The organism is Pseudomonas sp. LABIM340 (assembly GCF_040017195.2).
In the GTDB taxonomy this organism is placed as follows: domain Bacteria; phylum Pseudomonadota; class Gammaproteobacteria; order Pseudomonadales; family Pseudomonadaceae; genus Pseudomonas.
In genome coordinates this window covers 2,269,961-2,296,157 of record NZ_CM200227.1, presented here as the reverse complement: position 1 = coordinate 2,296,157, position 26,197 = coordinate 2,269,961, and the positions used below count along the sequence as shown (strand labels likewise).

Annotated in this window: 25 protein-coding genes; 10 read left to right on the top strand and 15 right to left on the bottom strand. The window is 64.1% G+C overall.

The features are described from left to right. Positions 1-3 precede the first annotated feature (3 nt). The 7 genes from ABKS89_RS10925 to ABKS89_RS10895 form a co-directional block, all read right to left on the bottom strand. On the bottom strand, positions 4-1,140 hold the full coding sequence (locus ABKS89_RS10925) for a MalM family protein (protein ID WP_431312068.1): 1,137 nt from the start codon (positions 1,138-1,140) through the stop codon (positions 4-6). A 55-nt stretch (positions 1,141-1,195) separates the two neighbouring features. Then, the gene (locus ABKS89_RS10920) at positions 1,196-2,794 is read right to left on the bottom strand and encodes an outer membrane protein transport protein (RefSeq protein WP_138216359.1); all 1,599 of its coding nucleotides are present in this window, start codon (positions 2,792-2,794) and stop codon (positions 1,196-1,198) included. 18 nt (positions 2,795-2,812) lie between these two features. Beyond that, positions 2,813-3,817 (bottom strand): transporter, encoded by a 1,005-nt coding sequence (locus tag ABKS89_RS10915; RefSeq protein ID WP_138216360.1) that lies wholly within the window; start codon positions 3,815-3,817, stop codon positions 2,813-2,815. Between the two features lie 48 nt (positions 3,818-3,865). Beyond that, positions 3,866-4,627 (bottom strand): C39 family peptidase, encoded by a 762-nt coding sequence (locus ABKS89_RS10910; protein ID WP_138216361.1) that lies wholly within the window; start codon positions 4,625-4,627, stop codon positions 3,866-3,868. A gap of 90 nt (positions 4,628-4,717) precedes the next feature. Beyond that, complete coding sequence (locus ABKS89_RS10905) at positions 4,718-5,173, bottom strand: DUF6160 family protein (RefSeq protein WP_138216362.1); 456 nt, start codon at positions 5,171-5,173, stop codon at positions 4,718-4,720. A gap of 231 nt (positions 5,174-5,404) precedes the next feature. Then, positions 5,405-8,128, bottom strand: a complete 2,724-nt coding sequence (locus ABKS89_RS10900) for a winged helix-turn-helix domain-containing protein (RefSeq protein WP_348590145.1) — start codon at positions 8,126-8,128, stop codon at positions 5,405-5,407. A gap of 1 nt (position 8,129) precedes the next feature. Next, on the bottom strand, positions 8,130-10,838 hold the full coding sequence (locus ABKS89_RS10895) for a winged helix-turn-helix domain-containing protein (RefSeq protein WP_138216364.1): 2,709 nt from the start codon (positions 10,836-10,838) through the stop codon (positions 8,130-8,132). A gap of 162 nt (positions 10,839-11,000) precedes the next feature. On the opposite strand from ABKS89_RS10895, the gene pabB reads away from it, so the two are divergent. Continuing rightward, positions 11,001-12,344: an aminodeoxychorismate synthase component I gene (pabB, locus tag ABKS89_RS10890; protein WP_348590144.1), complete on the top strand. Its 1,344-nt coding sequence runs from the start codon at positions 11,001-11,003 to the stop codon at positions 12,342-12,344. Positions 12,345-12,443: 99 nt separating this feature from the next. On the opposite strand, the gene thrH is transcribed toward pabB, so the two are convergent. Then, positions 12,444-13,061 (bottom strand): bifunctional phosphoserine phosphatase/homoserine phosphotransferase ThrH, encoded by a 618-nt coding sequence (gene thrH, locus ABKS89_RS10885; protein WP_024765701.1) that lies wholly within the window; start codon positions 13,059-13,061, stop codon positions 12,444-12,446. A gap of 189 nt (positions 13,062-13,250) precedes the next feature. On the opposite strand from thrH, the gene ABKS89_RS10880 reads away from it, so the two are divergent. From ABKS89_RS10880 to ABKS89_RS10870, 3 genes are all read left to right on the top strand, one after another. Then, positions 13,251-13,985, top strand: a complete 735-nt coding sequence (locus tag ABKS89_RS10880; RefSeq protein WP_081520588.1) for a phosphoadenylyl-sulfate reductase — start codon at positions 13,251-13,253, stop codon at positions 13,983-13,985. An 85-nt stretch (positions 13,986-14,070) separates the two neighbouring features. After that, positions 14,071-14,415, top strand: coding sequence for a hypothetical protein (locus ABKS89_RS10875; RefSeq protein WP_045208573.1), 345 nt, complete (start codon positions 14,071-14,073; stop codon positions 14,413-14,415). Positions 14,416-14,492: 77 nt separating this feature from the next. Then, positions 14,493-15,677, top strand: coding sequence for an MFS transporter (locus tag ABKS89_RS10870; RefSeq protein WP_348590143.1), 1,185 nt, complete (start codon positions 14,493-14,495; stop codon positions 15,675-15,677). Positions 15,678-15,733: 56 nt separating this feature from the next. On the opposite strand, the gene cysB is transcribed toward ABKS89_RS10870, so the two are convergent. The 5 genes from cysB to ABKS89_RS10845 all read right to left on the bottom strand — a co-directional run bounded on the left by cysB (position 15,734) and on the right by ABKS89_RS10845 (position 19,720). After that, complete coding sequence (gene cysB, locus ABKS89_RS10865) at positions 15,734-16,708, bottom strand: HTH-type transcriptional regulator CysB (protein WP_138216367.1); 975 nt, start codon at positions 16,706-16,708, stop codon at positions 15,734-15,736. 167 nt (positions 16,709-16,875) lie between these two features. Beyond that, positions 16,876-17,361 carry a universal stress protein gene (locus ABKS89_RS10860; protein WP_138216368.1) on the bottom strand — a complete coding sequence of 162 codons (486 nt, stop codon included), beginning with the start codon at positions 17,359-17,361 and terminating at the stop codon, positions 16,876-16,878. A gap of 96 nt (positions 17,362-17,457) precedes the next feature. Further along, entirely contained in the window at positions 17,458-18,369 is a 912-nt protein-coding gene (locus ABKS89_RS10855) for a 5'-nucleotidase (RefSeq protein WP_081520592.1), read from the bottom strand. A gap of 17 nt (positions 18,370-18,386) precedes the next feature. After that, positions 18,387-19,334, bottom strand: a complete 948-nt coding sequence (locus tag ABKS89_RS10850; protein WP_138216369.1) for a putative 2-dehydropantoate 2-reductase — start codon at positions 19,332-19,334, stop codon at positions 18,387-18,389. Beyond that, a complete protein-coding gene (locus ABKS89_RS10845) occupies positions 19,334-19,720 on the bottom strand; it encodes a YbbN family protein (RefSeq protein ID WP_348590141.1) in 387 nt (128 codons plus the stop codon). The genes ABKS89_RS10850 and ABKS89_RS10845 overlap by 1 nt, the downstream gene beginning before the upstream one ends. On the opposite strand from ABKS89_RS10845, the gene ABKS89_RS10840 reads away from it, so the two are divergent. Continuing rightward, entirely contained in the window at positions 19,719-20,138 is a 420-nt protein-coding gene (locus ABKS89_RS10840; RefSeq protein ID WP_138216371.1) for a PilZ domain-containing protein, read from the top strand. The genes ABKS89_RS10845 and ABKS89_RS10840 overlap by 2 nt on opposite strands. A 180-nt stretch (positions 20,139-20,318) precedes the next feature. Continuing rightward, on the top strand, positions 20,319-21,395 hold the full coding sequence (locus ABKS89_RS10835; protein WP_138216372.1) for a 3-deoxy-7-phosphoheptulonate synthase: 1,077 nt from the start codon (positions 20,319-20,321) through the stop codon (positions 21,393-21,395). Between the two features lie 122 nt (positions 21,396-21,517). Here ABKS89_RS10835 and ABKS89_RS10830 read toward each other — a convergent pair whose 3' ends face one another. Then, entirely contained in the window at positions 21,518-21,802 is a 285-nt protein-coding gene (locus ABKS89_RS10830) for a GNAT family N-acetyltransferase (RefSeq protein WP_024765462.1), read from the bottom strand. Between the two features lie 22 nt (positions 21,803-21,824). Continuing rightward, entirely contained in the window at positions 21,825-23,099 is a 1,275-nt protein-coding gene (locus tag ABKS89_RS10825) for an aq_1923 C-terminal domain (RefSeq protein WP_138216373.1), read from the bottom strand. Positions 23,100-23,336: 237 nt separating this feature from the next. On the opposite strand from ABKS89_RS10825, the gene ABKS89_RS10820 reads away from it, so the two are divergent. The 4 genes from ABKS89_RS10820 (at position 23,337) to ABKS89_RS10805 (ending at position 26,018) form a co-directional block, all read left to right on the top strand. Continuing rightward, positions 23,337-24,026, top strand: a complete 690-nt coding sequence (locus ABKS89_RS10820; protein ID WP_348590140.1) for a crotonase/enoyl-CoA hydratase family protein — start codon at positions 23,337-23,339, stop codon at positions 24,024-24,026. 159 nt (positions 24,027-24,185) lie between these two features. Further along, a complete protein-coding gene (locus ABKS89_RS10815) occupies positions 24,186-24,377 on the top strand; it encodes a hypothetical protein (protein ID WP_081520664.1) in 192 nt (63 codons plus the stop codon). Between the two features lie 348 nt (positions 24,378-24,725). Beyond that, positions 24,726-24,947 carry a hypothetical protein gene (locus ABKS89_RS10810; RefSeq protein WP_088417497.1) on the top strand — a complete coding sequence of 74 codons (222 nt, stop codon included), beginning with the start codon at positions 24,726-24,728 and terminating at the stop codon, positions 24,945-24,947. A gap of 99 nt (positions 24,948-25,046) precedes the next feature. Next, positions 25,047-26,018 carry a magnesium and cobalt transport protein CorA gene (locus ABKS89_RS10805; RefSeq protein ID WP_138216375.1) on the top strand — a complete coding sequence of 324 codons (972 nt, stop codon included), beginning with the start codon at positions 25,047-25,049 and terminating at the stop codon, positions 26,016-26,018. Positions 26,019-26,197: the final 179 nt, after the last annotated feature.

Sequence of the window (26,197 nt, the reverse complement as noted above, 5' to 3'; positions counted from 1 at the left end):
ACTTCAGCGCACTACGGCCAGCTCGAACCCACCCTGATCGCCGTGCTCACGCACCTTCATACCCGCCTCGTTCACCGCCAGGTCTTCCAGCGGGCGCTTGTAGGGCTTGTTGTCGAGGGTCTGCAGGCTGCGATCCTCGTCCGTGGTCAGCAGCAACACATAGCGCTCGCCCTGGTTGGCGCGCACCGGGATTGTCCCTTCGATGAACGCGTAGCGGTACCAGGTCTCCGGATTGAGCTTGTACACCGCGTCGCTCACCAGTCGCGTCGGGCGCTTCTGCTCGTCGAGGAACAGCAGCGACGGGTAGACCACCTGGTGGTTGGCGAAGCTGCGCACGCGCAAGCCGTAGACGTGTTGTGAGCTGGGCAGCTTCATCGCCACGAAGTAGCTCTTGCCCATGGGGAAGTCGAAGCTCGGCGAAAACTTGTTCAGCTCCTCGTAGCGCGGCTCTTCCACCGACAGCTCGGTGAAGTCACCGTCGCCCATCTGATCACAGCAGCGCCGCTGCAGGTCGACATAGAGGTCGTCCAGGGTCTTGCCGCTGCCCTTGAGCAGCGCCTTCATGGCATCGGTCTGTTCGCCCATGCCGTCGAGCCCCGGCAGGTTGTTCGGGCGCGCTTTCAGGTCGATCTGCCGGCCTTCGGTGAAGGCGATATTGCTGCCGCCCTGCTCGCCGCGGCGGAACATCGCCCCGCGCTGCTCCGCCGTGATCGGAGAGTTGCGCACCTGCCCCTTGTCATCGACCCAGGTGAAGTACGGGTTGCCGTTCTCGCTGCGGACGAAGCCGCGGTCCTCATAGGACTCCGCGTCGATGTACTCGGAAGAATGATCTCCGTTGGGCAGCACGTAATCCGCACGGCCGGGCGCTACCTGGCCGGCGGCGTAGAAGCTGTTCTGCAGGTTGCCCTGGGCATCCACCCAGGTGAAGTAGCGGCGCTTGCTCTCCCCCGCCGGCCGGCTGCCCGGCCACTGGGTGGCACTGAGGTCGATCAGCCGCGCGCGGTCGCTCTGGTCGATGCGCTTGTCTGCCTGGCGCTGCTGCTGGGCGTAGTTGGCGTCGACGAAGGTGTTGTGCACCTGGCCGCTGTCGTCGATCCACGACAGGTAGCGGCCGCTGGCAGCCTGCGCCGATGCGCCCATGCCGGCGGCGGCGATGCAGGAAATCAGGAGGGTCAACCTGCCCATGTCCATGCCCTCAGAAGGTGGTGCGGTAAGTCATGGCGAAGACGTAGGCCTTCACCGTGGTGCTGACATCGAGGCCGGCATAGGGGTTGTACACCAGGTTGTCGATGCCGGTGCAGTTGATGTTGCAGCTGGTGCCCGCCTTGATGCTCTGTTTGGAGATGAAGTAGTTGAAGCCCAGGTCGATCACCGTGTCCTTGTCCCACTGGTATCCCAGGCCCAGGCCATAGAGATCGGCGTCGCCAATGGGCACCAGGGCGTCGGCCTTGTCCTTGGGAATTGCCGAGGGGCGGTACTCGTAGCCGGCGCGCAGTTGCAGGCGGTCGTTGACGTCGTACTGCACACCCATGGCGTAACTCCAGGTGTCCTGGTAGCCACGGTCGAGGATGATGCTGTGGTCAGTGGCGCCGTTGGGCGCAAAGTTCTTGGCGATGCGCAGCAGGTCGAGCTCCTTGTCGAACTCGATTTCCAGGTTGTTCCAGTCGCTGTAGTCGGTCCACTTCAGGTCGAAGTTGAACTGCCACTTGTCGAACGGGCGCACCTTGATACCGGTGGAGAAGCTGTCCGGATTGACCATGTTCAGCGTCGCCACGCCGTGCTCTTCCTCGGCATTACCGTAGGGGAACAGCGGACTGAGGAAGGCGCCGAAGATCGAGTTCTGCATGCCGGACCAGAAGCCTTGCCAGTCCTTGGTGTAGTCGACGCGATACTTGCCCTTGAGGTGCATGCGCGACTCGCTCTGGTAGGTCGCGCCCCAGGCGAACCAGTCATACGGCTCCCAGAGCACGCCCAGGTTGTAGCTGGGCGAGAGGCTCTGCTGCATGTCCAGCTTGAGGTTGGCCAGCGAGTCATAGGGACCGATGCGGCCACCGCAGACGTTAAACACCAGCTCGACGATTTCCTGTGCGCCGGGCACGCAAGTGGTGTCGTGCAGGGTCTGCAGCAGACCGGTGAGCAGGCCCGGGTTGCGGAAGTCGGTGTCCAGCGCCATGGCCTGGTGGGAGAAGCCGATGCTCAGGCCCACCGACAGGTCGTTGTTGACCTCGTAGCCCACCGAAGGCGAGAAGTAGGTGATGCGCTGCAGCGAGACGCGGCGCCCCTCGAAGCGCGCCGGGTCGCTGTCCGAATCCCGCGAATAGCCCAGCGCCTGAGGCGCGTAGACGTTGGTGGCGAAGGTGAACTTGGAGCCTGGCGGGTTGATCGACAGGCCCGCCAGCGGCGCCACCAGCAGCGGCATGTCGGTCATGCCGCCAAGGCCCGGCAGGTACATGGTCGGGGTCAGGGTGCGGCTGTTCTCTCCGGCCACCGGATCATCGTCCAGGCCGAAGGAAGAAGAGCCGTAGTCCGGCGGCGCCTTGAAGCCGGCGCGGATATCCATGACCCCGGTGATCAGCTTGAGCTGGGTCTGGCGGCCCTTGAGCTTGGTCAGGGCGGCGGGGTTGTAGTGCACCGCGTCGATGCCGGTGGAGTCGGCCGTGACCGCGTTGGCCATGGCCATGGCCTTGGGGTTGCCGATGGTCAGATCGTTGGCGAGCTGGGCGTTGGCGAGCGTCGCCCAGCCAAACCCTACCCCTGCCATCGCCACCGCGAGGGGCGAAATGCGCATAGTCATGTGGTGGTCGCTCGTCGGTTACTGGGCTTTGAGGCCTTGGATATCCAGGGGAAGGGATACCCCCAGCAGTACATCCGGCGAGTCTTCGGTCAGACCGAAACCGGCGTTCACGTTGACGATGTAGTCCGGCGATGTTCGCAGGCCGAGCGAGAAGTTCATGATCGCGCTGGTCTGCTCGGGCGCCTCGACCGTGCGGTCGTTGAAGTAGTACTTGTTCTTGAACGAGTAGGCCATCTGGTAGGAGGTGGCCAGGGAAACGTCGTAGGACAGCGCGTAGGCCATGCCCATGGCGAAGTTCAGCGTGTCGCCAGGCACCACCTTCTCCAGTTCCTCGCCGAACTGGTTCTGGTGGATGTCATCGACCTTCATGTTGTAGGTGTAACCCAGCGAGCCGTAGAGCACGACCGGGTCGATCACGTAGGACATGTTGGCGCCGGCGCCCAGGCTGTAGAAGCCGTTGCCGGTGGAGACATCGTCCTGCACGTTGCCCTTGTACGGGCTGTCGCCGGTGGGCAGGCCGAGAGTCGCGTAGAGCGTGGTGACCGGAGCGCCGCGGCGCGCGGCCCAGGGCTGCCAGCGCAGGGTGGCGGAGACGTCGCCCAGGCTGTAGGCATGGATGTCGCGCTCGGTGTCGTACTTGGCCACGAACGGCAGGCGCATACTGAAGGTCAGGTTGTCCCAGATGCCGTAGTCGAAGGTGAACGAGTTGGTGAAGGTGTGCTGCGCCTCGCTCTGGGCCAGCACGCTGTAGACGTTCTCGCCACTGCGCACGGCCTGCAGGCGCGTGTCGCGCATCAGGGTGTAGTCGAAGCCGTAGGTCAGCTGGCGCTCGCCTTTCTTGAGCAGGGTGTAGCTCTTCTCGGCGGCCTGGAATACCTGCTCCAGCGCCTTGGCGCTGTCGGCGTCGGTATCCTTCTTGGCCAGCGCGTCACGCGCATCGTCGGTTGTCGCTTCTTCGGCGATGGTGCTGGTACTTGCCAGCAAGGCCAGAGCGGCAACGCACGCAAACCCCTTGAAATCCATGTTGCTATCCCCTGGTCTTGTTCTTATTCGTATGGGCCGATCGGGCGATCACTTGCGCCGGATGTACTGGACATCTCCGTTCGTGGCGGCTGTGCCAATCTGGTTCTGGGTGATCTTGCTCATCTCCGGGAACTCGCGGAAAGCCAGAAGGCTCACGGTCCGGTCGTCCACCAGGCGCATGTCGGCCTCCTTCAGCTCCAGGGCGTTCTTGGGCTCCTGGCCGCTGGGGTAGATCACGAAGAGCACGTTCTGGTCCCAGATTTCCTCGAAACGGGCGCGGGTAAAACTGATGTTGCCCAAGGCAGGATCGGCAACGAAGACGTGGTCGTTGTAGACGTCGCGGACCACGACGAAATGCTTGAAGCCGGCATAGTGGATCGGCACCAGCGCCGGGTGTTCGAGCGAGTCCAGGTCGGAGAACTCGGCACGGAAGCCGCCACTCTTGTAGCCGAGTGCGGCGGCATAGCGCTTCATGTCCAGAAGCGAGAATCCACGGCGCTGGACGATCTTGTCGGCCTCGCCGTACTTGATCAGGCCTTCCATGACCTGACGCTCTTCCAGGTTGCGGCCCAGGTAGTAGTCCAGCAGCGTGGTCAGCGCCGCCGAGCCGCAGCTGTAGTCGTAGGCCTGGCGGATGACATTGCGGAACTGCACCTGGCTCATCGGCTCGAGCTGGACCGACTCACGGAAGGGACCGTTGGGCGTGAGCGGCTGCGAGATGTTCACTGTGCCCTGCTGTTGCGGCTTGGTATCCACGGCCTGGGTAAATCCGAACAGGCCCAACAGGCTTCCCAGCAGAATCTCGAACATCCCACCCCTCTCTTCAAATTCTGGAAGTCATTCCTGGAAGACCCTCGCCGGCAGGCGCCGGCAAGGGGTACTGCGCTGCAACCTTCGGGATCAGTGACCCCAGACCTTCACGGTCGAACCCGCCAGGTTCAGGTTGGAAACGGTCAGCGAGCCAATGCTGGCGCCGCCGGTGCCGACCTTGACGGCGTCGATGGTAACGTCGCCGGTCACGGTGGGCAGGCCGATGGCCAGTTGCTCGGTGGCTACGGCAGTGCCGCCGCCAACCGGAGTGATGTTGGTTTTCACCACGTCGACGGTCATCGGCGCGTTGTCGGCGATGGTCACGCTCGGCAGGTGGATACCCTGCAGGACCAGGGAACCGCCGTTGGTGTCGGCGTCCTTGTAGGTGACAGAGCCAATGGAGGCGTTGAAGGTACCGGAAATGCTGATGCCATCCTGGCCGGTGATACCGGACAGTGCAGCGTCATCCATGGATTTCATGTCGGCATGTGCCAGGAACGGAGCGGCCAGAACTGCGCTTGCAAGAACCAGTTGCTTGATTTTCATTGTTATAACTCTCCAGTGTTCAGGTGGGGTTGCCCCAGGCACTGCAAGGGGCGTCCTACCCCGCTGCAGGTTGACCGGCTGATGCCGATCTTCCAGACCCCCGACTTCTTCCTTAGGCGCCGCGGGTATGGATTCGTGAAGCACGAAGCTTCGCGTCCTGATCTCCAAGCTACTGACCCGCCGTGAACCTGCCAGCCCATCCAAGGGATGGCGCAAAACCAACCTTCCGACTCAAGCTTCGCTGAGCAGTCCCAGACTCTTGCCCTTGAGTACCGCCTGGGTCCGGCTGCGCACGCCGAGCTTGGCGAACAGGTTGTGCAGATGCCACTTGATGGTGGCCTCCGACAGATGCACCGCCTGGGCGATGTCCCGGTTCGACAAACCCGCCGCCACGAGCCGCAGGATCTCCCGTTCGCGATGGCTAACATCTTGATTTTCATCGAAACTTTCAGGGTCAACGGAGAGCCTGCGGCACTGCTCGCGAAGCATCTCGGCCACCCCTTGCCAGGCTGATGCGCGCTTGGGTTCGGCGCCCTTCCAGGCCTCCCAGAGCGGCAGCAACCACAGGGCGTCATCCTGGAACAGGCGCCGGTAGCCCAGGTTCCAGGCTTCCTCGAGGGTGGGGGCGAACAGAGCGAAGGCTTTTTCGCTGTTACCTTTCTGCCAATACGCCACAGAAAGTAACAGCGAAAGACGCAGCCGCCGGTCGCGCTGATAGGGCGAGGTAAAGCCCGCCAGACACGATTCCAGACGCTGCTGCGCACGTTCGGCGTGGCGCTCGGAAAGCGCCAGGCGCGCCTCCGCCATCACCAGCGCCGCGTGGGCATCGGCATAGCGTTCGGCGTTGAGCCCCGAGAGGTGCCGCGCCAGTTGCAGACACACGCGCTCGGCCTCGTTGGGCCGGCGCATCCACAGCAGCAGCTGTACCTTGCAGCTCATCGCCAGCGCGTGCACCCGCTCGTAGCCCGGCGACTGCAGGCCAACCAGCCATTCGTCGAGCTGGGCCAACCCTTGTTCGGCCTCGCCGGCGAAGAAACGCGCCTTGGCCATCACCAACTGGCCGCGGCTGATCAACTCCACCGGCGTGGCGACGTCGCGCCAGGTGGTCGCCAGCGGCAATTCGGCAAGGATCGCCGCGTGGCGATCCTGCTCGTACAGCAAGTCCGCATAAGCCAGTGACAACGGTCCACCGACCCGGCTGCGCCGGCCGAAGACCCGCTCCACACGGCTGCGCGCGCTCTCGGCGATGGTCCGCCCGCGCTCCAGTTCGCCGCGTTCCTTGCAGATCAGCGCCTCGATCATGCTGACGACGACCTGCAGGTATTCGCTGTCGGCCATGCGCAGGCAATCGCGGGCGACACCGATGGCGTTGGCCGCTTCGGCGTAGTCACCCAGCAGCGCATAGGCCGCCGCCTGGATGCACGACAGGCTGGCGCGGAACACCGGCTGGTTGCCCGGCACCAGCGCCAACCACTGGCGCGCTACCTTCAGGCAGGCCTCCAGCTTGTCCTGGTAGAGCAGCACCAGTGCCTTCAGCACCTGGGCCACGGCGAGCAGCTCGGCCATGCCGAAGTGACGCACCTTGCCCTGCCCTTGCAGCAACCGGACGCTGAGCTCTTCGATCAGCGCCTCGGCCTCGGCGAACTTCTGCTCAAAGGCCAGCTGCCAGGCGTAGAAGATCTGGAACACCGGGTGCTCGCGGATCACCTCGGCGGGAATGCTGCTGAGCATGCCGAGGATGCCGTAGACGCGGTTGCCGGCGATCAGCTTGGCGCCCTGGCGCTCCAGCAGGTCGGCGGCGAAGGCATAGTCACGGGCGCGCAGGGCGTACTTGATCGCACGGTCGGCCATGTCGCGGCCCTCGCACCAGCGCGCGGCGGCGTGCAGCAGCGGCGTCGGATCGGAGTTGCGCGCCAGGCGGCCCTGGAGGAATTCGGCGAACAGGTGGTGGTAGCGGAACCACTCGCGCTGGTCGTCCAGCGGGATGATGAACAACTGCTCGTTCTGCAGCCGCATCAGCATGTCCAGGCCATCGCGGCGACCGGTCAGGGCGTTGCACAACTCGGCGCAGAATTCGTCGAGCACCGAGGTCTGGTCGAGGAACTGCTGCAGCGGTTCGGGCAGGCTGCGCAGCACGTCCTCGGCAAGGTAATCGGCGAGGTCGCGCTCGGTGCCGGAGAGCCCCTTGAGCAGCGCCGCGCGGTCCGGGTTGCGTGCCAGCGCCAGGGCGGCCAGATGCAGCGCGGTGATCCAGCCTTCGGTGCGTTTGTGCAGCAGCTTGAGTTCGCTGTCGCTCAGGGCCAGACCCTTGAGCTCGGTGAGGAAGGTGTCGGTTTCCTCGCGGGTCAGACGCAGGTCGTCACCGCTCAGGCAGAAGGCCCAGGGTGCCAGGCCCGGTTCGTCCACCAGGAAGCGCGGACGATAGCGGGTGCTGGTAACCAGGCGGATGTTGTCCGGCAGGTGCTCGATCAGATAGCGCGCGCCGTGGGCCAGCGCCGGGTGGCGGATCTGATGGAAGTCGTCGAGCAGCAGGTAGATCGGCCCGTCGAGGCGGCGCAGGTCGGAGAGGAAGGCGTCGATGATGCCTTCCAGCGGCAGGGTCATGTCCGACTGCAGCAGGTTCGAGGTATTGGTGCCGAAATCCGCCTCGACGCTGCGGATGCTCGCCACCAGGTACTGCACCAAACGCTGCGGCTCGCTGTCGCCCTCGTCGCAGGACATCCAGGCGACCCGCACGCCGCTCTCCAGCAAGCGCTGGCGGAACAGGCTGAGAATGGTGCTCTTGCCGAACCCGGCCGGCGCGCTGAGGATCAGCACGCGCTGCTGGCGATTGGCGTACAGGCGGTCGATCAGGGCGCGACGCGGCAGCAGCGAATCGCTGTCGGTGCGCGGCGGGAACAGCTTGGTGCGCAGCAGCGGCATGGGCTGCTGCGGCAATGTGGTCAGGGTCGTCATGTCAGAGCAGACTCAGCTCGCGGGCACGGCGTATCGCTTGGGTCCGATTGCGCACCTTGAGCTTCTCGTAGATGTTGTGCAGGTGCCATTTGACGGTGCCCAGGGCCAGCGACAGCTGCTGGCCGATCTCCTCGTTGGAGAGCCCCTGGGCCGCCAGGCATACCACCTCGCGCTCGCGGTCGGTCAGACCTTCTTCGAGCACCTCGGGTGACCTGCGTGCTTCCTGCCCCGGCCAGACGGTCAACATTCCGCGAATGAAGACCTGCAGTGCCGGTTGTCGCTCGGTGGATTCCAGCTGCTGCAGCAACTGACGAATCCCCTCGCCTTCCTCGATGAAGATGCTCCGCACCCCTTCCCGCTCGGCGCCGACCAGGCATTGGCCGAGCAGGCTGTGGGAACGTTCCTGGTAACCCAGGCGCTGGTAGCTCAGGGCTGCCAGCAGGTCCAGGCGCAGCCGTTGCAGGCCGTGCCAGCCCGGCTGCAGCATGCCGCGCAGCTGGGTGATTTCGTGCAGCGCCTCGCTGAAATGCCCGCGCGCCTGGAGCAGGCGCACACGGCTGATGCCCTGCACCCAGAGCACCGGGTTGAACGGCATCTGCTTGTAGTGACTGGCGAGCTTCGCCCAGTCGATAGCCTTGAGCCGCTGCTCGGCGCGCTTGCAGCGGTCGGTGGCGGTCTCCTGGAGGATCAGGTTGATCTCCTCGCCCACCGCCATGGCGAAGAAGCGCCAGGACTGGTTGCGCGAAGCCAGGGTCTGCATCAGCCCGAGGGTGGCCAGCGCTTCCTTGCCGCGCCCCTGCAGGCGCTGGATGCGCGCCAGGCACTGCATGCCCTGGGCGTAAAGGTCGATGGGATTGACCACGTCGACCCGGCCCAGCGCCCAGCGCAGGCGTTCTTCCAGGCCGTCCAGATCGGTGCGGTAGTAGGCCGTCAGCGCTTCGGCGATGGCTGGCAGCGCCAAGGCCTGGGAGCGTTTGTCGAACAGCGGCATGGCCTGCTCGCGCACGCGCTCGATGAGCATCTGCGCCTGCTTGACCTGGCCCTGCTCCAGCGCCAGCACCACTTCGATGGTGCACTGCTGCATGTGCAGGTAGCGGCCGTCGAGGAAATGGTTGCGCTGCTGCGCCAGCCCCATCAGGCGACGCGCCTGTTCAGCCTGGCCGCGCACGACCTGGGCGAAGGCGCCGATCAGCAGGATCGCGCCTTCGAGGAAGGCCGAGTTCTGCCCCAGCTGGCTCTCCACCTTGCGCGCCAGGGTGATGCACTGTTCGAGGTCATCCTTCTGCAGCGCCAGCACAGCTTTCACCGCCAGCGCCGAGAGGTATTGATTGCCCATCGGGCCGTTGCCGCGGGAGTCGCCCCAGCGCGCCAGCAGCTCGTCGATCATGCGGTTGGCTTCGGGCAGGCTGAGCTCGGTGGCGCGGGTCCAGACGTCGCTGAGCACGAGGATCGGGTAGCGCTCGGCGATCTCGTTCGGCACGTGCTTGCGCCAGCGCGAGATCAGGTAGAGCTGGCCCCGGTTGATCAGTTCAAGGCCGCAGCCATCGACCAGCGCGGCGAGCATCTCCGGGTCCTCGGCGAGGCAGGCGTGTTCGATGGCCAGGGTCGGCATGTGGTGGTTGGTGAACCACAGGCTGGCGTTGAAGTGCAGTTGCTTGAAGCGCTCCGGGTCGCGCTCGCGCAGGCGGGCGCGGAGGAAATCGGCGAACAGCTGGTGGAAGCGATACCACTGGCGGTCACGGTCCAGCGGCAACAGGAACAGCTGCATGCTGTCCAGGTGCTCCAGCAGCGCCTGGCCGTCCTGGCGTCCGGCCAGGGTGTTGGCCAGGTCGCCATTCAGGCGGTTGGCAATCCCCAGGGACAGCAGTGCGTCCTGCACGTCGGCGGGCAGGCGCTCGAACACCGCGCGCAGCAGGTAATCGCCCACCGCCGCCTTGTCGCTGCTGAGCAGCTTGAGGTCTTCCGGAGCACCCGGCTGCTGGCGCAGCCACAGGCTGACCAGGTGAACCCCCGCCATCCAACCTTCGGTCTGGTTGTGCAGCGACTGCAGGCAGCTATCTTCGAGTTGCAGGCCATCGCGCGCCAGGTACTCGCGGGTTTCGTCGCGGGACAGGCGCAGCTCGTCCTGGCCGATTTCCAGCAGCAGGCCTTTGGCGCGCCAGGTGGCGAGGTTCAGCGGCGGCTGGGAACGGCTGCCGATGGCCAGGGTGAGGCCGGGCGGCGCGTACTGCACCAGGCGGTTGAGGCCGGCGAAGACGTCGGAATGGGTGATCTCATGCAGGTCGTCGAGTACCAGCAGGACCTTGCGCTCGTCGCGGGAGAGGTCCATCAGCAGGCTTTCCATCACCGCGACCACGGGCACGCGCATGGTGTTGTGCACGTAGCCCAGCGCATCCTCACCGGTGCCCGGCACGGACGTGGCCAGGGCCTGGATGAGTTTCAGGCAGAAACGGCCGGGATCGTCGTCGTCGCTCTCCAGGGAGAGCCAGGCGACCTTGTGGCCTTCGCTTGCACGCTTGCCGGCCAGCGCCGCCAGTGCGGTGGTCTTGCCGAAGCCGGCGGGCGCCGAGAACGACAGGATCGAGGCATAAGGATGTCGGTCCAGGGCATTCTGGACCTCGGGACGAATCAAATAATCAGCAGGCACCCGAGGGGGTGTTAATCTGGAGCGCAGAAGGCTGCCGGCTGCGGGCTCGAGCACTACATCCACGGCCTGTATCCCTATGTCATTATCGTTGTTGGTACGGAGCACTGTCCGCGTGGGATTCGTCACTTCTTATCAGAATGCTTTTCCTACGTAAACTGAAGAAATAGCTCTAGGATCGACGCTTCAGCCGACCTGATCACCTCATTTGCCTGCACGCTGTTACCCATGCCTGACTGTTTTCTGTACCCGCTTCCTTACCGGGAAGACCCGGGCGAACGCTTCGCCCTGATTCATCGGGCACCCGGCGCCGTACTCCTGGACGCCGGTCGACCCATTGCCACACGTGGACGCTATGACCTTCTGAGCGCCTGGCCATTGGCAGAACTGGCACCAACCGCCGACGAATCGGCCAAGAGCTTTTTCGCCCGCGCAAGAGCCGCCTTGCAGAGCCTGGGCGAGGCAAGAGTCCCGGACAATCGCAAATTGCCATTCGTCGGCGGAATGATCGGTTATCTCGGTTATGACTTCGGCCGGCGCATCGAGCACCTGCCCGAACCGAACCTCGACGACCTCGCCCTGCCGGATGCACGCCTGGGCCTGTATGCCTGGGCACTGGTTACCGACCATGAGGAATGCAGCAGCCAGCTGGTGTTCCACCCGTCGCTGGCGACGAGCGAGCGGGAGCGCCTGATCGCACTGTTCGAGAGCGCTCGCCACGATGAAGAGTTGCCGCCCTTCCAGCTTTCCGCGCCCTTCCGTCCGGACCTGAGCCGCGAGCAATACCGCGAGGCGCTGGAACGGGTGCACGGCTACATCCTCGCCGGCGACTGCTATCAGGTGAACTACACGCAACGCTTCCGCGCGCCTTGCAGCGGCTCGCCCTGGCTGGCCTACTGCGCGCTGCGCGAGGCATGTCCTACACCTTTTGCCGGTTATCTGGCATTGCCTGAAGGCGCCGTCCTCAGCCTGTCGCCGGAGCGCTTCATCCAGCTCCACGGCAACCAGGTGGAAACCCGCCCGATCAAGGGCACCCGCCCGCGCGGCGACACGCCCGAGGCCGACCAACAGAATGCCGAGGCCCTGCTCGCCAGCGAGAAGGACCGTGCCGAGAACCTGATGATCGTCGACCTGCTGCGCAACGATCTGGGCCGCAGCTGCCGCCCCGGTAGCGTGCGTGTGCCCGAGCTGTTCGCGGTGGAGACCTACCCCAACGTCCACCACCTGGTCAGCAGCGTGCGTGGTGAACTGGCGGACGGCAAGGACGCGCTGGACCTGCTCGAAGGCAGCTTCCCCGGCGGCTCCATTACCGGCGCACCGAAGGTCCGCGCCATGCAGATCATCGACGAACTGGAGCCGACCCAGCGCAGCATCTACTGCGGCAGCCTGCTCTACCTCGACGTGCGCGGCGAAATGGACAGTTCCATCGCCATCCGTACCGTGCTGGTCAAGGATGGCCAGGCAAGCTGCTGGGCCGGAGGCGGCATCGTCGCCGACTCGAATTGGGAAGAGGAATACGAGGAATCGCTGACCAAGGTGGGCGTGCTACTGCGGACCTTGGAAAACCTGTAGGAGCGCGCCATGCGTGCGATCGCGGGCATGGTCCGCTCCTACAAAAACGCACAAAAGAAAAAGCCCCGCATCAGCGGGGCTTTTTCGTCACAGCCAGTGTTACAGGCTGAGCGGGCGGTTGGACGCCTTGAGGAATTCCTTCTTCAGGTCCTCGTAGGTGTGCACGGCCGGGAACTGCGGGAACTCGCGAATCACGTTTTCCGGCGCGTGGAACAGGATGCCGGCGTGGGCTTCGGAGAGCATGGTGGTGTCGTTGTAGGAATCGCCAGCGGCGATCACACGGTAGTACAGGCTCTTGAAGGCGATGACCGACTGACGCTTCGGATCCTTCTGGCGCAGTTGGTAATCCACCACGCGATCGGTCTCGTCGGTGATCAGCTTGTGGCACAGCAGGGTCGGGAAACCGAGCTGGCGCATCAGCGGCTGGGAGAATTCGTAGAAGGTGTCGGAGAGGATCACCACCTGGAAGCGCTCGCGCAGCCAGTCGACGAACTCCACCGCGCCTTCCAGCGGCTTCAGGGTAGCGATCACTTCCTGGATGTCGGACAGCTTCAGGCCGTGCTCGTCGAGGATGCGCAGGCGCTGCTTCATCAGCACGTCGTAATCCGGGATGTCACGGGTCGTCGCCTTGAGCGCTTCGATACCGGTTTTTTCAGCGAAGGCGATCCAGATTTCCGGAACCAGAACCCCTTCCAGGTCGAGACAGGCGATTTCCACGAACGATTTCCCCGCAGGTTTGACTTGAGAGGCGGCACTCTAGCCGCTCGCTCCAGGCGGCGCAACGCGCCACTTATACCCAAACACCACAGTCGACCTTCCTCATGGTTATTTAGGGGCATATTCCCCTCTTTGCTACCATCGCGCCCACAGAGCGCCTTGCGCCATTAAAACTAGGAATACCGCCTGATGAGCCTCCCGTTCGATATCGCGGAAATCGCCGCGAGCTATGCCAGCAAAGCCCCACAGGACATCCTGAAGCTTGCCTTCGAGCACTTCGGCGACGAGCTGTGGATTTCCTTCAGCGGCGCCGAGGATGTGGTGCTGGTGGACATGGCCTGGAAGCTCAACAAGAACGTCAAGGTGTTCAGCCTCGACACCGGCCGCCTGCACCCGGAGACCTACCGCTTCATCGAACAGGTCCGCGAGCACTACGGCATCGCCATCGAAGTGATGACCCCGGACCCGCGCCTGCTGGAGCCGTTCGTCAAGGAGAAGGGCCTGTTCAGCTTCTTCAAGGACGGCCATGGCGAGTGCTGCGGCATTCGCAAGATCGAGCCGCTCAAGCGCAAGCTGTCCACCGTCACCGCCTGGGCCACCGGCCAGCGCAAGGACCAGAGCCCCGGCACCCGCAGCCAGGTCGCCGTGGTCGAAGTAGACGGCGCCTTCTCCACCCCGGAGAAACCGCTGGTCAAGTTCAACCCGCTGGCGAACATGAGCAGCGAAGAGGTCTGGGCCTACATCCGCATGCTGGAAATCCCCTACAACAGCCTGCACGAGCGCGGCTTCATCAGCATCGGTTGCGAGCCCTGCACCCGCCCGGTACTGCCGAACCAGCACGAGCGCGAAGGCCGCTGGTGGTGGGAAGAAGCCACGCAGAAAGAGTGTGGCCTGCACGCCGGCAATTTGATCAGCAAGGCCTGAAGCCTTACGCTCGGCTGACGGAATTTTCCCTGTCAGCCCGCAGCCCAGGATCGGACGCCTGCACGCCTGCGACGGAGCCGATCCCATGCGCATCACCCTGGTGAAGAAGGTCCTGGCCGATGGCCAGGACTGCCGCAAATGCCGCGAAGTCCACGAACGCCTGGTCAAGGGCGGCTACCTGAATCGCATCGACCGCACCCTGGTCGCCGACGAGCGCAACCCCGCCAGCACCGGCTGGCTGGTCGCCGCGCAGTACGGCGTGGACACCGCCCCCTTCTTCGTCGTCCGCCACGATGATGGCCGCGAGGTCGTCTACACGGTGTTCATGAGCTTCCTCCACGAGGTGCTCGAAGGCCGTGGCGAGCTCCCGCTGGACTCCCGCGAAGCCCTGGCCGAACTGGCCCAGCGCGACGACCTCGATCGCCTCTGAGCGCCGCCTTTGACGCTTTCTTGATGCCCGTCCGGACAGACTGTTTCCTCTTTCCCTGACGCACAAGGACGTAACCCATGGCCAATGGCTCGGACTCCACACGCCCTCGCATTCCCGGCACCGTCTGGGCACTGGGTTTCGTCAGCCTGTTCATGGACGTGTCTTCCGAACTGCTGCACAGCCTGCTGCCGCTGTTCCTGGTCGGCAGCCTGGGGCTGAGCATGGTCGCGGTAGGCCTGATCGAAGGCGTCGCTGAGGCCACCGCGCTGATCGTCAAGGTGTTCTCCGGCGCCATCAGCGACTTCCTCGGCCGGCGCAAGGGCCTGGTGCTGTTCGGCTACAGCCTGGCGGCGCTGTCCAAGCCGCTGTTCCCGCTGGCCACCTCGGGCGAGACCATCTTCGCCGCGCGCCTGCTCGACCGTATCGGCAAGGGCATCCGCGGAGCTCCACGAGACGCACTGATCGCTGACGTCTCGCCGCCATCGATCCGCGGGGCCTGCTTCGGCCTGCGCCAGTCCATGGACACCGTCGGCGCCTTCGCCGGCCCGCTGCTGGCCATCGTGCTGATGCTCTGGCTGGGCAACGACCTGCCGCTGGTGTTCTGGTTCGCCTGCATTCCCGCCGGCATCGCGGTGCTGGCCATCGTTTTCTTCGTCAAGGAACCGCAACAGGCCGAAGGCACCCACCGCTTCCGCTCGCCGATCCATCGCGACGCGCTGCGCAGCTTCCCGCCGCGCTATTGGTGGGTGGTTGGCATCGGCGCAGTATTCACCCTCGCGCGCTTCAGCGAAGCCTTCCTGGTGCTGCGTGCCCAGGACATCGGCCTGCCGATGGCCTGGACGCCAATCGTCATGGTGGTAATGGCGCTGCTGTTCATGCTCTCGGCCTACCCGGTGGGCTGGTGGTCGGACCGCACCGACCGCAGCGGTCTGCTGGCGATCGGCATGCTCCTGCTGGTGGCGGCCGACCTGCTGCTGGCCTGGGCCGACTCCACGCCGCTGATGCTCGTCGGCGTCGCGCTCTGGGGCCTGCACATGGGCTTCACCCAGGGGCTGCTGGCGACCTTGATCGCCGACACCACGCCAGCCGATCTCAAGGGCACCGCCTTCGGCGTGTTCAACCTCGCCAGCGGCATCGCCATGCTGCTGGCCAGCGTGCTGGCCGGCTGGCTGTGGCAGAGTTTCGGCGCCAGCTGGACCTTCCTGACCGGCGCGGCGCTGGCCTTCGCCGCCCTGCTGTTGCTGCGCTGGCGTATCCACTGACGTCAGCAATGAAAAAGCCCGGCATCTGCCGGGCTTTTTTCGGGTACGGGACGCGATCAGTAGACCGGCAGTTCGATGCCGTCGAACAGCTCGTCCATCTCGGTCTTGTTGTGGCACTGCACGGCCTTGGCCAGCAGGTCGCGAGTCAGGTGCGGGGCGAACTTCTCGATGAAGTCGCACATGAAGCCGCGCAGGAAGGTGCCGCGACGGAAACCGATCTTGGTCACGCTGGATTCGAACAGGTGGCTGGCGTCGAGCATCACCAGGTCGCTGTCGAGCTTCGGGTCGACCGCCATGTGGGCCACGATGCCCACGCCCAGGCCCAGGCGCACGTAGGTCTTGATCACATCGGCGTCGGCGGCGGTGAATACCACCTTCGGTACCAGGCCGCGCTGGTTGAAAGCTTCGTCGAGCTTGGAGCGGCCGGTGAAGCCGAATACGTAGGTCACGATGGGCTGCTCGGCGAGCAGCTCCAGGGTCAACTTCGGCACCTTGGTCAGCGGGTGGCCCTGGGGCACGATCACGCAGCGGTTCCAGCGGTAGCACGGCATCATGATCAGGTCACCGAACAGCTCCAGCGCCTCGGTGGCGATGGCGAAGTCGACGGTGCCGTCGGCGGCCATCTCGGCAATCTGCATCGGTGTGCCCTGGTGCATGTGCAGGGAGACGTCCGGGTACTGCTTGATGAAGCCGCTGATCACGCCGGGCAGCGCATAACGCGCCTGGGTGTGGGTGGTGGCGATGGACAGCGTGCCCTTCTTTTCGTTGGAGAACTCCTGGGCGATCTGCTTGATGCTTTCGACCTTGCGCAGGATCTCGCCGGCGGTGGTGATGATGCGCTCGCCTGCCGGGGTGACGCGGGTCAGGTGCTTGCCGCTGCGGGCGAAGACTTCGACGCCCAGTTCGTCTTCCAGCAGGCGGATCTGCTTGCTGATGCCAGGCTGGGAGGTGTACAGGCTTTGGGCAGTGGCCGAGACGTTCAGATCGTGGTGCGCGACTTCCCAGATATAGCGCAGTTGCTGAAGCTTCATGGACTTTCCTCGAAATGAATGTCGCGACCCGCGATCAGGGGCTTGTCGTTTTATAACCATATTAATGGTTTAAGGAATAAAACTAGACGTTTTTTTTCGCCCTGCATGCCATTCGTCTAAAGCCCCACGGAAATTCCGGGCTTGTCCGACGTATCGTCACAAAGCTCTCAGCGGTGCTGCAGCATCGGCACCAGATAGACCGGCACTTCGGCCAGCTGCACAAGGCGCGCGGCGGTACGCCCCAGCGGCGTGTTCAGCCCATCCCCGTGGCTGTGGCTGCCGGCGACGATGATGTCGACATCCAGGCGCTTGGCCTCGTCGAGAATCACCATCGGCGCGTCCCCCTGCACCACGCGCACCGAGCGGATCAGCTCGGCGTCCTGGCGCGCTTCCCCCAGTTCATCGCGGAACCCTTCCATCACCCGCTGCTCGATGCTGCCCATGACATTGGTCAGGCCATTGGTGCGCATCTCGCTCAGCGTGCCTTCGTCCAGGTAGGTCTGCAGGACGGACTCGGCGAACAGCCCCAGCGGTTCGACCGCGTGCACGACATACACCTCGGCTCCGTAGGCACGGGCCAGCGAAAGTGCGTGCTGAAGGACGTAGGGGGCGTAAAGACCGAGGTCGGTGGCGTAAAGAATCGTTCGGATCATGCGGCCTCCTCGACTGCCTGCGCGGCGGGGCCTATCCAGCAGCGTAGCAGGAGAACGCGAATCGCTCCGAGAAGGCCGGATGTCGCGGCCGGGCGGCTATCCGGCGACCTTCTTCTCGTTGCTCACGCCGTGAGGAACATGGCCGGTCGCCACCACCTCCCGCGCCTTCTCGCAGTGCATTGGCTGGTCGTCGAAGAACACGTCGGCGGCAAAGGCTTCGAGGAAGGCAGCCTTGTCCAGGCCACCGAGGAATAGCGACTCGTCCAGGCGGATGTCCCACTCGCGCAGGGTACGGATCACCCGCTCATGGGCTGGGGCCGAGCGCGCGGTGACCAGCGCCGTGCGGATCGGACAGGACTCTTGCGGGAACGCCTGCTGCACGCGGTTGAGCGCCTTGAGGAAGGGCTTGAACGGCCCGCCGCCCAGCGGCTCGCGGGCGGACTCGCGCTCGTGCGTCTGGAAGGCTTCCAGGCCTCCCTGCTGGTAGACCCGCTCGGAGTCATCGGAGAACAGCACCGCATCGCCGTCGAAGGCGAAGCGCAGCTCGCCATTGGCTTCGCGGCGGGTTCCGCCGGAAAGGATGGTCGCGGCAGCGAAGCCGGCGTCCAGCGCGTTGCGCACGTCCTCGATGTGGGTGGAGAGAAACAGGTGGCAGTTGAACGCCTTGAGGTAGGGATAAGGGCTACGGCCACCGACGAAGGCTGCGCGGGAGATGCCCAGGCCATAGTGCTGGATGGAATTGAACACGCGCAGGCCGGTGTCGGCGCTGTTGCGCGAGACCAGGACCACCTCCACCGGCGCGCTGTCGGTGCCGCCGTTGAGGGCGAGCAGCTTCTGCACCAGGGCAAAGGCATCGCCCGGCGGCAGGACTTCGTCCTCGCGGTCGATCTGGTACTGGCGATAGGCTTCGACGCCCTCGCTTTCATAGACCTGATGGCTTTCCCGCAGGTCGAACAGCGCCCGCGAGGAGATCGCCACCACCAGCTTGTCGCCCAGCCCTTTCGCCATGCTTCCCCCGGTGTTCGTCAGCGAGTCTGGTTGCGTGCGTCGATGAACCGCAGCGCGCGATACAGCGCCTCGATCTTCGGCAGTTCACGCCCGGCCTTGCGCGCAGCCTCCAGAGGTGCCGCGTAGATCGCGCCCAGCTCCAGCGGCCGGCGCTGGGCAAAATCATGGTACATGCTGGGCAGGTAGTCCGGCATGGCATCGGTGGAGCTGAGCATCGCCCCGACTATGCCCTGGGGCAGCGAGTGTCCGCAGGCGGCGGCGCCGGCGATGACTTCTTCCATCAGTTCGGCCACCAGGGCGCGGCTGTCGGGGTTGTCCATGATCGCCCGCGTGCCGCTGTCGAGCAGTACCGAGAGGCCGTTATAGGGGATGTTCCAGACCAGCTTCTGCCAGCGCGCCTGCTCCAGGTTGGGCATGGCGTTGGAGTCCAGGCCGGCGCTGCGGAACAGCGCGGCGCCCTCCTCCACGATCGCCTGACGTGCTTCGGCCTCCTGCGCGGAGCCCGAGTGGTAACCGATGTTCACCCCACCGAAGGCCTGGTGTTCGATCACGCCCGGTTCGGCGCGGTGCACGCAGATGAAGCAGAGCCCGCCCAGCAGGTGGATGTGTTCGGGCAGCAGCGCGCGCAGTTCGTCTTCCACGGCAAGGCCGTTCTGCAGCAGCAGGACTTTGGCGCCCTGCGCAGCGGCCTGAATGATCAGCGGCGCGAGATCGGCGTTGCTGGTGGTCTTGGCGCCCACCAGCAGCCAGTCGCAGGGCGGCATCTTCGCCACGTCGTCGTAGGCATTCACCGGCGACAGGCTCAGCGCGCCGTGCACCTGGCTGTTCAGGCGCAGGCCGTTCTGCGCGACGGCGGGATATTCGCTGCGCAGCAGGAAATGAACGTCATGGCCGGCGCGGGCCAGCATCAGGCCATAGAAACCGCCAATGGCGCCGGTTCCGATGATGCCGATTCGCAGATTCATCAAGGCAATTCCTCAGCAGGACGCGCCAGGGCAGCGCGCAGGGCTTGGATCAGGGGTTCGGGGCGCAGCGGTGCGTGGACCGGGCCCAGGAAGTGGCCGTCGCGCACCAGGAACAGGGACGGCAGATGGAAGACCTCATAGCGCTCGATCAGGCCACCGCTGTGCCCGGCGTCGATCCAGCACAGGCGGTCGATGGGCAGGTGGAACTGCGGCAGCACCTGCCGCGCCCAGCGACAGGTGGAGCAGCCAGCGCCGGTGAAAATCAGCAGCGATACGCCCGGCAGCTCCAGCAGCCGGCGGTCGGCATCCAGGTCAGTCAGCTCCAGGGCCGGCACTATACTCAAGGTGCCACCACTATAAAGATTGCAGTCGGAGCGCTCCGTCATGCGTCAGTTCCTGCGTCACCCTTGCGATTTTCCGGTCGAGCTGGTCATCCGCAAACAGACTTTCCTGCCGCGCCAGCGGTTGCACAATATCAGCCTCGGCGGCGTCGCGTGCAATTCGCCACGGGGCTTTCGCCGCGGCACCTCCATCGAGCTGCGCATTCCCCTGCTGGGCGACTCCGCCTGCTACCCCGGCGTCATCGCCTGGAGCCGCAAGCAGCCCAGCGACTACCTCGTGGGTATCGCCTTCATCGACGAGGACACCCTGTTCCGGGCACGCATGGTCGAGCAGGTCTGCCAGATCGAGCAGTACCGCCGTCAGCGGGAGCAGGCCAGCGGCGCCAAACTGCCGTTCGAGACCCTGGCGCTGGAGTGGATCGCGCAGAACGCCGCCGACTTCCCGATGTTTTGCGCGGTCTGATCGGCGCCCCGCAGAAAGTCGCGCAAATGCCCGTGTTGCGGGCATTTTCCTGCATCGAGCCATTGTCGAGGCGCTGCCTGAACGGTTAAGGTTCGGGTTCCCCTTAGCGACACCTCTGCCTGCGCCCCATCGCACGGGGATTTCTGGCGGCCGGCACCCGTGACCTGATTGAGTACCACGATGGCTGATTTACAGATCGACGACCTTAACGTTGCCTCCAACGAGACACTGATCACGCCGGAGCAGCTCAAGCGCGAAATCCCCCTGACCGACGCCGCCCTGCGCACCGTCGCCAACGGCCGCCAGGTCGTCCGCGATATCCTCGACGGCAAGGACCACCGCCTGTTCGTGGTGATCGGCCCCTGCTCGATCCACGACATCAAGGCCGCCCACGAATACGCCGAGCGCCTGAAGGTGCTGGCCGCGGAAGTCTCCGACACGCTGTTCCTGGTGATGCGCGTGTACTTCGAGAAGCCGCGCACCACGGTCGGCTGGAAAGGCCTGATCAACGACCCGTACCTGGACGACTCCTTCAAGATCCAGGACGGTCTGCACATCGGCCGCCAGCTGCTGCGCGACCTCGCCGAGATGGGCCTGCCCACCGCCACCGAGGCGCTCGACCCGATCTCCCCGCAGTATCTGCAGGACCTGATCAGCTGGTCGGCCATCGGCGCACGCACCACCGAATCCCAGACCCACCGCGAGATGGCTTCCGGCCTGTCCTCGGCGGTCGGCTTCAAGAACGGCACCGACGGCAGCCTGACCGTGGCGATCAACGCCCTGCAGTCGGTTTCCAGCCCGCACCGTTTCCTGGGCATCAACCAGGAAGGTGGCGTCTCCATCGTCACCACGAAGGGCAACGCCTACGGTCACGTAGTGCTGCGCGGTGGCAACGGCAAGCCGAACTATGACTCGGTCAGCGTCGCCCTGTGCGAACAGGAACTGACCAAGGCGAAGATCCCGCTGAACGTGATGGTCGATTGCAGCCACGCCAATTCCAACAAGGACCCGGCCCTGCAGCCGCTGGTGATGGACAACGTCGCCAACCAGATCGCCGAAGGCAACAACTCCATCGTCGGCCTGATGGTGGAAAGCCACCTGGGCTGGGGCGCTCAGCCGATCCCGAAGGATCTGTGCCAGCTGCAGTACGGCGTGTCGATCACCGACGCCTGCATCGACTGGGACACCACCGAGAAGGCCGTGCGCAGCATGCATGCCAAGCTCAAGGAAGTCCTGCCCAAGCGCCAGCGCGGCTGACGCTCAGGGCACGAAAGAAAAAGCCGGGCATCAGCCCGGCTTTTTCTTTGGCGCTGCGGCGTTTCTGCAGGCACAAAAAAGCCCGGCATTGGCCGGGCTTTGTTGTTTCCGCTCCCAGTAGATCAGAGTGCGGTATCGGTATGGCGCTGGCGACGCTCCAGGTAGCGCTCGACGTAGGAGCACGACGGGATGACGCTGTAGCCCTTGCGCTCGGCGAACTGCAGCGCATGTTCGGTGAGTGCAGCGGCGATGCCACGGCCACGCAGGCTGTCCGGAACGAAAGTGCGATAGATGTCGAGCGTCTGCTTGCCCAGATCCATGTAGGCCAGATAGGCGCGATGACCGTCAACAGTCGTTACGAACTGGTGGCTGGTTTCATCATGCTGGATGGACAACGACTCACTCACTTGCTCTCTCCTTCGCAGGGCCTCACAACATGACCCGCACCTGATTGATCTTGTTCAGGCGGAGGAACATTTCCGCCGAGCCCGTCCCGATCATGACGGTGATATAGACTCGGCCGTTCTCCACCTTGTGCAGCACACCCTGATAATAGGCACCATCAAACGTGATGAACTGCAGGCGCTTGCCGGTGTACTGGGCAAGGCTTTCAACGCTAACGAACTCATATTGCTGCGTTTTGGCCTGCGACTCAACCGTTTCCGGGGCCGAAACCATTTGATACTGGCTTTCCGGCGTGAGTTTTTCCTTAACCGGATCGACCCACGCGAACCCCAGCGGTGTGACTGACTGCTGGTTCACTAAGACGACCGGATGCAGCATCTGGATCACATCCTTGGGCTCGAAAAATTGCAGACCGCCCCAGGTCATGCCTTCGCTCGGCGTCAGCTCGATACGCAGCGAGCGCGGATCTTCCAGGTAACGGCCATAAGCCTCGAGTACCGGCTTGTCGAGCGCGATGCGCTGCTGGCGCAGGGCCTTGTCGAATTTATCCAGCGACAGTGCGGTGTAGGCCTTCTGGTCCACGCCCAGCTTGCCACGGCAGAATTCGCTGACCCGCCGCTGGTACTGGTTGTCGTTCATCTCGACCACGACCTGGGATACCCGCGGCGGGTTCACGCGCATGTCGCCCGGGCGCTCTGAGACGTTCATCAGCGTCATGCTGGTGTGCATGTCCAGCATGTCGCGGGTATCGCTGCGCAGGTCGAAGGTCAGGGTCTGCGCACCCGGCTGCATGCGGTAGGAAAACTCGATATCCGACTCGAGGGTGCGGTACCCCATCTGCAGCAACTCGTCGACGCCGATGTTGCGAACGTTGCCGCAGGCCACTTCGCTCATGGCGGTGAAGGCGCTTTTCTCTGCCGGCTGGGCATACAGCGACTGCATGAACGGACCGTGGATCTGCAGTTCGACACCCTTCAGGTCCACTGCCAACTGCTCCGGCAGCTTGCCCTCATCCAGGCGCTCCTTGAAGCTCAGCAGCTCGCGCAGCCCATTGAACTTCAACTGGGCGTGGGAAACCTTCAGGCTGTCACCGGCCATGGGCACCCTGATCACCACGTTCTGCAGACCGACACGGCCGTCAAAGGACGAGGAGATGCCGCCATAGGTGATTTCCATGAATGGCGAGACGCGGGCGATGGCTTCGTTCACCACGCTGCGCACGGAAAGCCAGAGCGACGCCTTGATGATGAGGGCGATCGCCACGACGGCAAAAAGGGACCACTTGAGAATCTTCGACATGGCGGGCACATCCTGGATTGTGCGAGAGCGGAGCGTAGGGATACTGGCAGCTTAACAGTACGCCTGAGACCTCTCCACGAACGCCGTCGGAATTTGCGTGCACAGCGCACAGAAATTGCCCGAATTTAGTGGCATGCAGCTGACTCATCAGTCAGTCAAAACGCTTTACGCACCAGGCCTGCGTCAGTATGTTCTGGCCACTTCCAATCCAAGGACTGCAACCCAGGACCCTCTGCCATGAGTGAGCTGATCAGCTACCAATTCGAAGACGGCATCGCCACCCTGACCCTGAACAACGGCAAGGTGAACGCCATCTCCCCGGCGGTCATCGAAGCCTTCAACCAGGCCCTGGACCAGGCGGAGAAGGACCGTGCCATCGTCATCGTCACCGGCCAGCCAGGCATTCTCTCCGGCGGCTACGACCTCAAGGTGATGACCTCCGGCCCGGAAAACGCCGTGAACCTGGTGGCGGCCGGCTCCACCCTGGCCCGCCGCATGCTGTCCCACCCGTTCCCGGTCATCGTCGCCTGCACCGGCCACGCGGTGGCCAAGGGCGCGTTCATCCTGCTCTCGGCGGACTACCGCATTGGCGTCGACGGCCCGTTCCAGATCGGCCTCAACGAAGTGGCCATCGGCATGACCATGCACCACGTCGGCATCGAACTGGCCCGTGACCGCCTGCGACGCTCCGCCTTCACTCGCTCCGTGGTGAACGCCGAGATGTTCAACCCGCGCGACGCCGTGGACGCCGGTTTCCTCGACAAGGTGGTGCCGGCCGAACAACTCCAGGCCGCCGCCATGGAAGCCGCCCAGCACCTGAAAAAGCTGAACATGACTGCCCACCGCAACACCAAGCTGAAAGTGCGCAAACAGCTGCTGGAGACCCTGGACAAGTCCATTGAGCTGGACCGGAATCACCTGGCCTGATCGCCCGATGACAAAAGAGCCCGGCCTGATGCCGGGCTTTTTCATGCCACTACTATTACCTAAATAGCAACACTGATTAATCCTTTTTGCTATTTTTCAAAAATTATTACGCATTAACCTATAGATGAACCCAAACAATCCAACCCAGAGGTGTTCATCATGAAACTCAACATCATCGCCGCCAGCGTACTGGCCGCCGCTACCGCCTTTGCCGCCCAGGCCAGCTTTGCCGAAGAGTCCCCGCTGATGCAGGACCGCATGGTTCACATGACCCAGGCCGCTATTCAGCAACAGCAGTCCGAGCAGTCCGCCAGTCAGGTGAATGTCGAAGCCGCTTCCAAGCAGGGCTGAAAGCTTCACATCCCGCCAGCCGCCTGCAGCAGGTGACGTCATGCAGTCGAGCCCGAAGCGAAAAGCCCGGCGTGATGCCGGGCTTTCCACGGACGATGACGCAACCTCAGCCTTTCTCGGCGGCCGCCACACCCGTCACCGCCCCTCCCTGACGAGGGTCAAGCAGCCATGAAGCCCGCCAGAGTCCCGGAAACATCCGACAACGTCCCGCCACCCGCCTCCCTGCGTCTGGTCGTAGCGCCGCTATCTATCAATTTGCCTGATACCGGGAACCAACCGGCATCGTTATTCAATCGAAATGACCAAAGCGACACTGGGCCATCACTTCCCCGAGCCCGAGTCGCCAGCATGAACCGCCAAGCCCACCGCTACGCCCGCAATGGCGCCCTCGCCGCCCTGGGGCTCTACACCATCGTGATCCTGGTGATCACCGCCCTCAGCGCCGGCTTCGACGGCGCGCGCCGTGCCCCGGTGGACAACATCGACCGCAGCGGGCTCTTCGAACGCTTCAACCAGGCGGTGCCCGTGGCCCTGCAAGGTCTCCAGGAAGCGCTCACGCCTCACTCCTGATTCCGCTTCGCTGGCGCGTCGCGCCAGGCTGGCCAACACTCAATCCCTGCAGAACGACTCCCGACTCCACACCAGATCCACAGCAGGGTGGGCTTCAGCATGGGCCGAGTCATCGCTTCCGCCGTCTACAGCAAGGGCCGCAAGGTCTCCGACATCCCGCTCGAGGACGGCTACCGCTGGGCGTGCCAGCCCGACCACTTCGTCTGGACCGGCCTGCAGGAGCCAACGCCGGAAGAGATGTTCAACCTGCAACGGCAGTTCAACCTGCACGAACTGGCCGTGTCCGACGCCCTGGAAAAGCACAGCCGGCCGAAGCTGGAAACCTTCGGCGATGCGCTGTTCATCGTTATCTACTCGCCGATCCGCGCCGATAGTCGGCTGATGTTCGTCGAAACGCACCTCTTTGCCGGTATCGGCTACATCATCAGTGCGCGCCACGGCTTCTCCCAGTCCTACGCCCAGGTCCGACAGCGTTGCGAGGCGCGACCACTGCTGCTGGCCCATGGCACCGACTTCGTGCTCTACGCCCTGCTGGATTTCGTGATGAGCAACTACGAGCCGGTGGTCGAGGCGATCCGCGAGGAAATCGAGGTAGTGGAGCAGCAGGTGCTGCGCAAGTCGCTGACCCAGGAGCAGATCGAGAAGATCTACGGCCTGCGCCGCGAGGTGCTCAAGCTCAAGCACTACGCCGCGCCCATGGTGGAGATCTGCCAGGAGCTGCAGCGCCTGGATTTCCCCTTCATCGACAAGCAGATGCGGCCCTACTTCCGCGACGTGGCGATCCACGTGAACCGTCTGCTCGAAGACCTCACCACCCTGCGCGACGTAGCCAGCCAGACCATCGAGGTCGGGCTGGCGCTGGAGTCCTCACGGCAGAGCGTGGTGCAGCGCAAGTTCGCCGCCTGGGCAGCCATCCTCGCCTTCCCCACTGCCGTGGCCGGCATCTACGGGATGAACTTCGAATACATCCCGGAGCTGCACTGGCACTACGGCTACTTCCTGATCATGGGGCTGCTGGCGTTGGGCTGTGTCGGGCTGTACATCAGCTTCAAGCAGGCCGATTGGCTCTGACAATAAGGTCCAGGAAACCTCGACGCAGGATGGCGTGGAGCGCAGCGATACCCATCGCTCATCACACGGACAGCATGGGTATCGCTGCGCTCCACCCATCCTACAAAAGCCGTTTGGCAACACTCCGTCGCACAAACGAAAACGCCGCTCGATTGAGCGGCGTTTTCAGTCAGCACGGC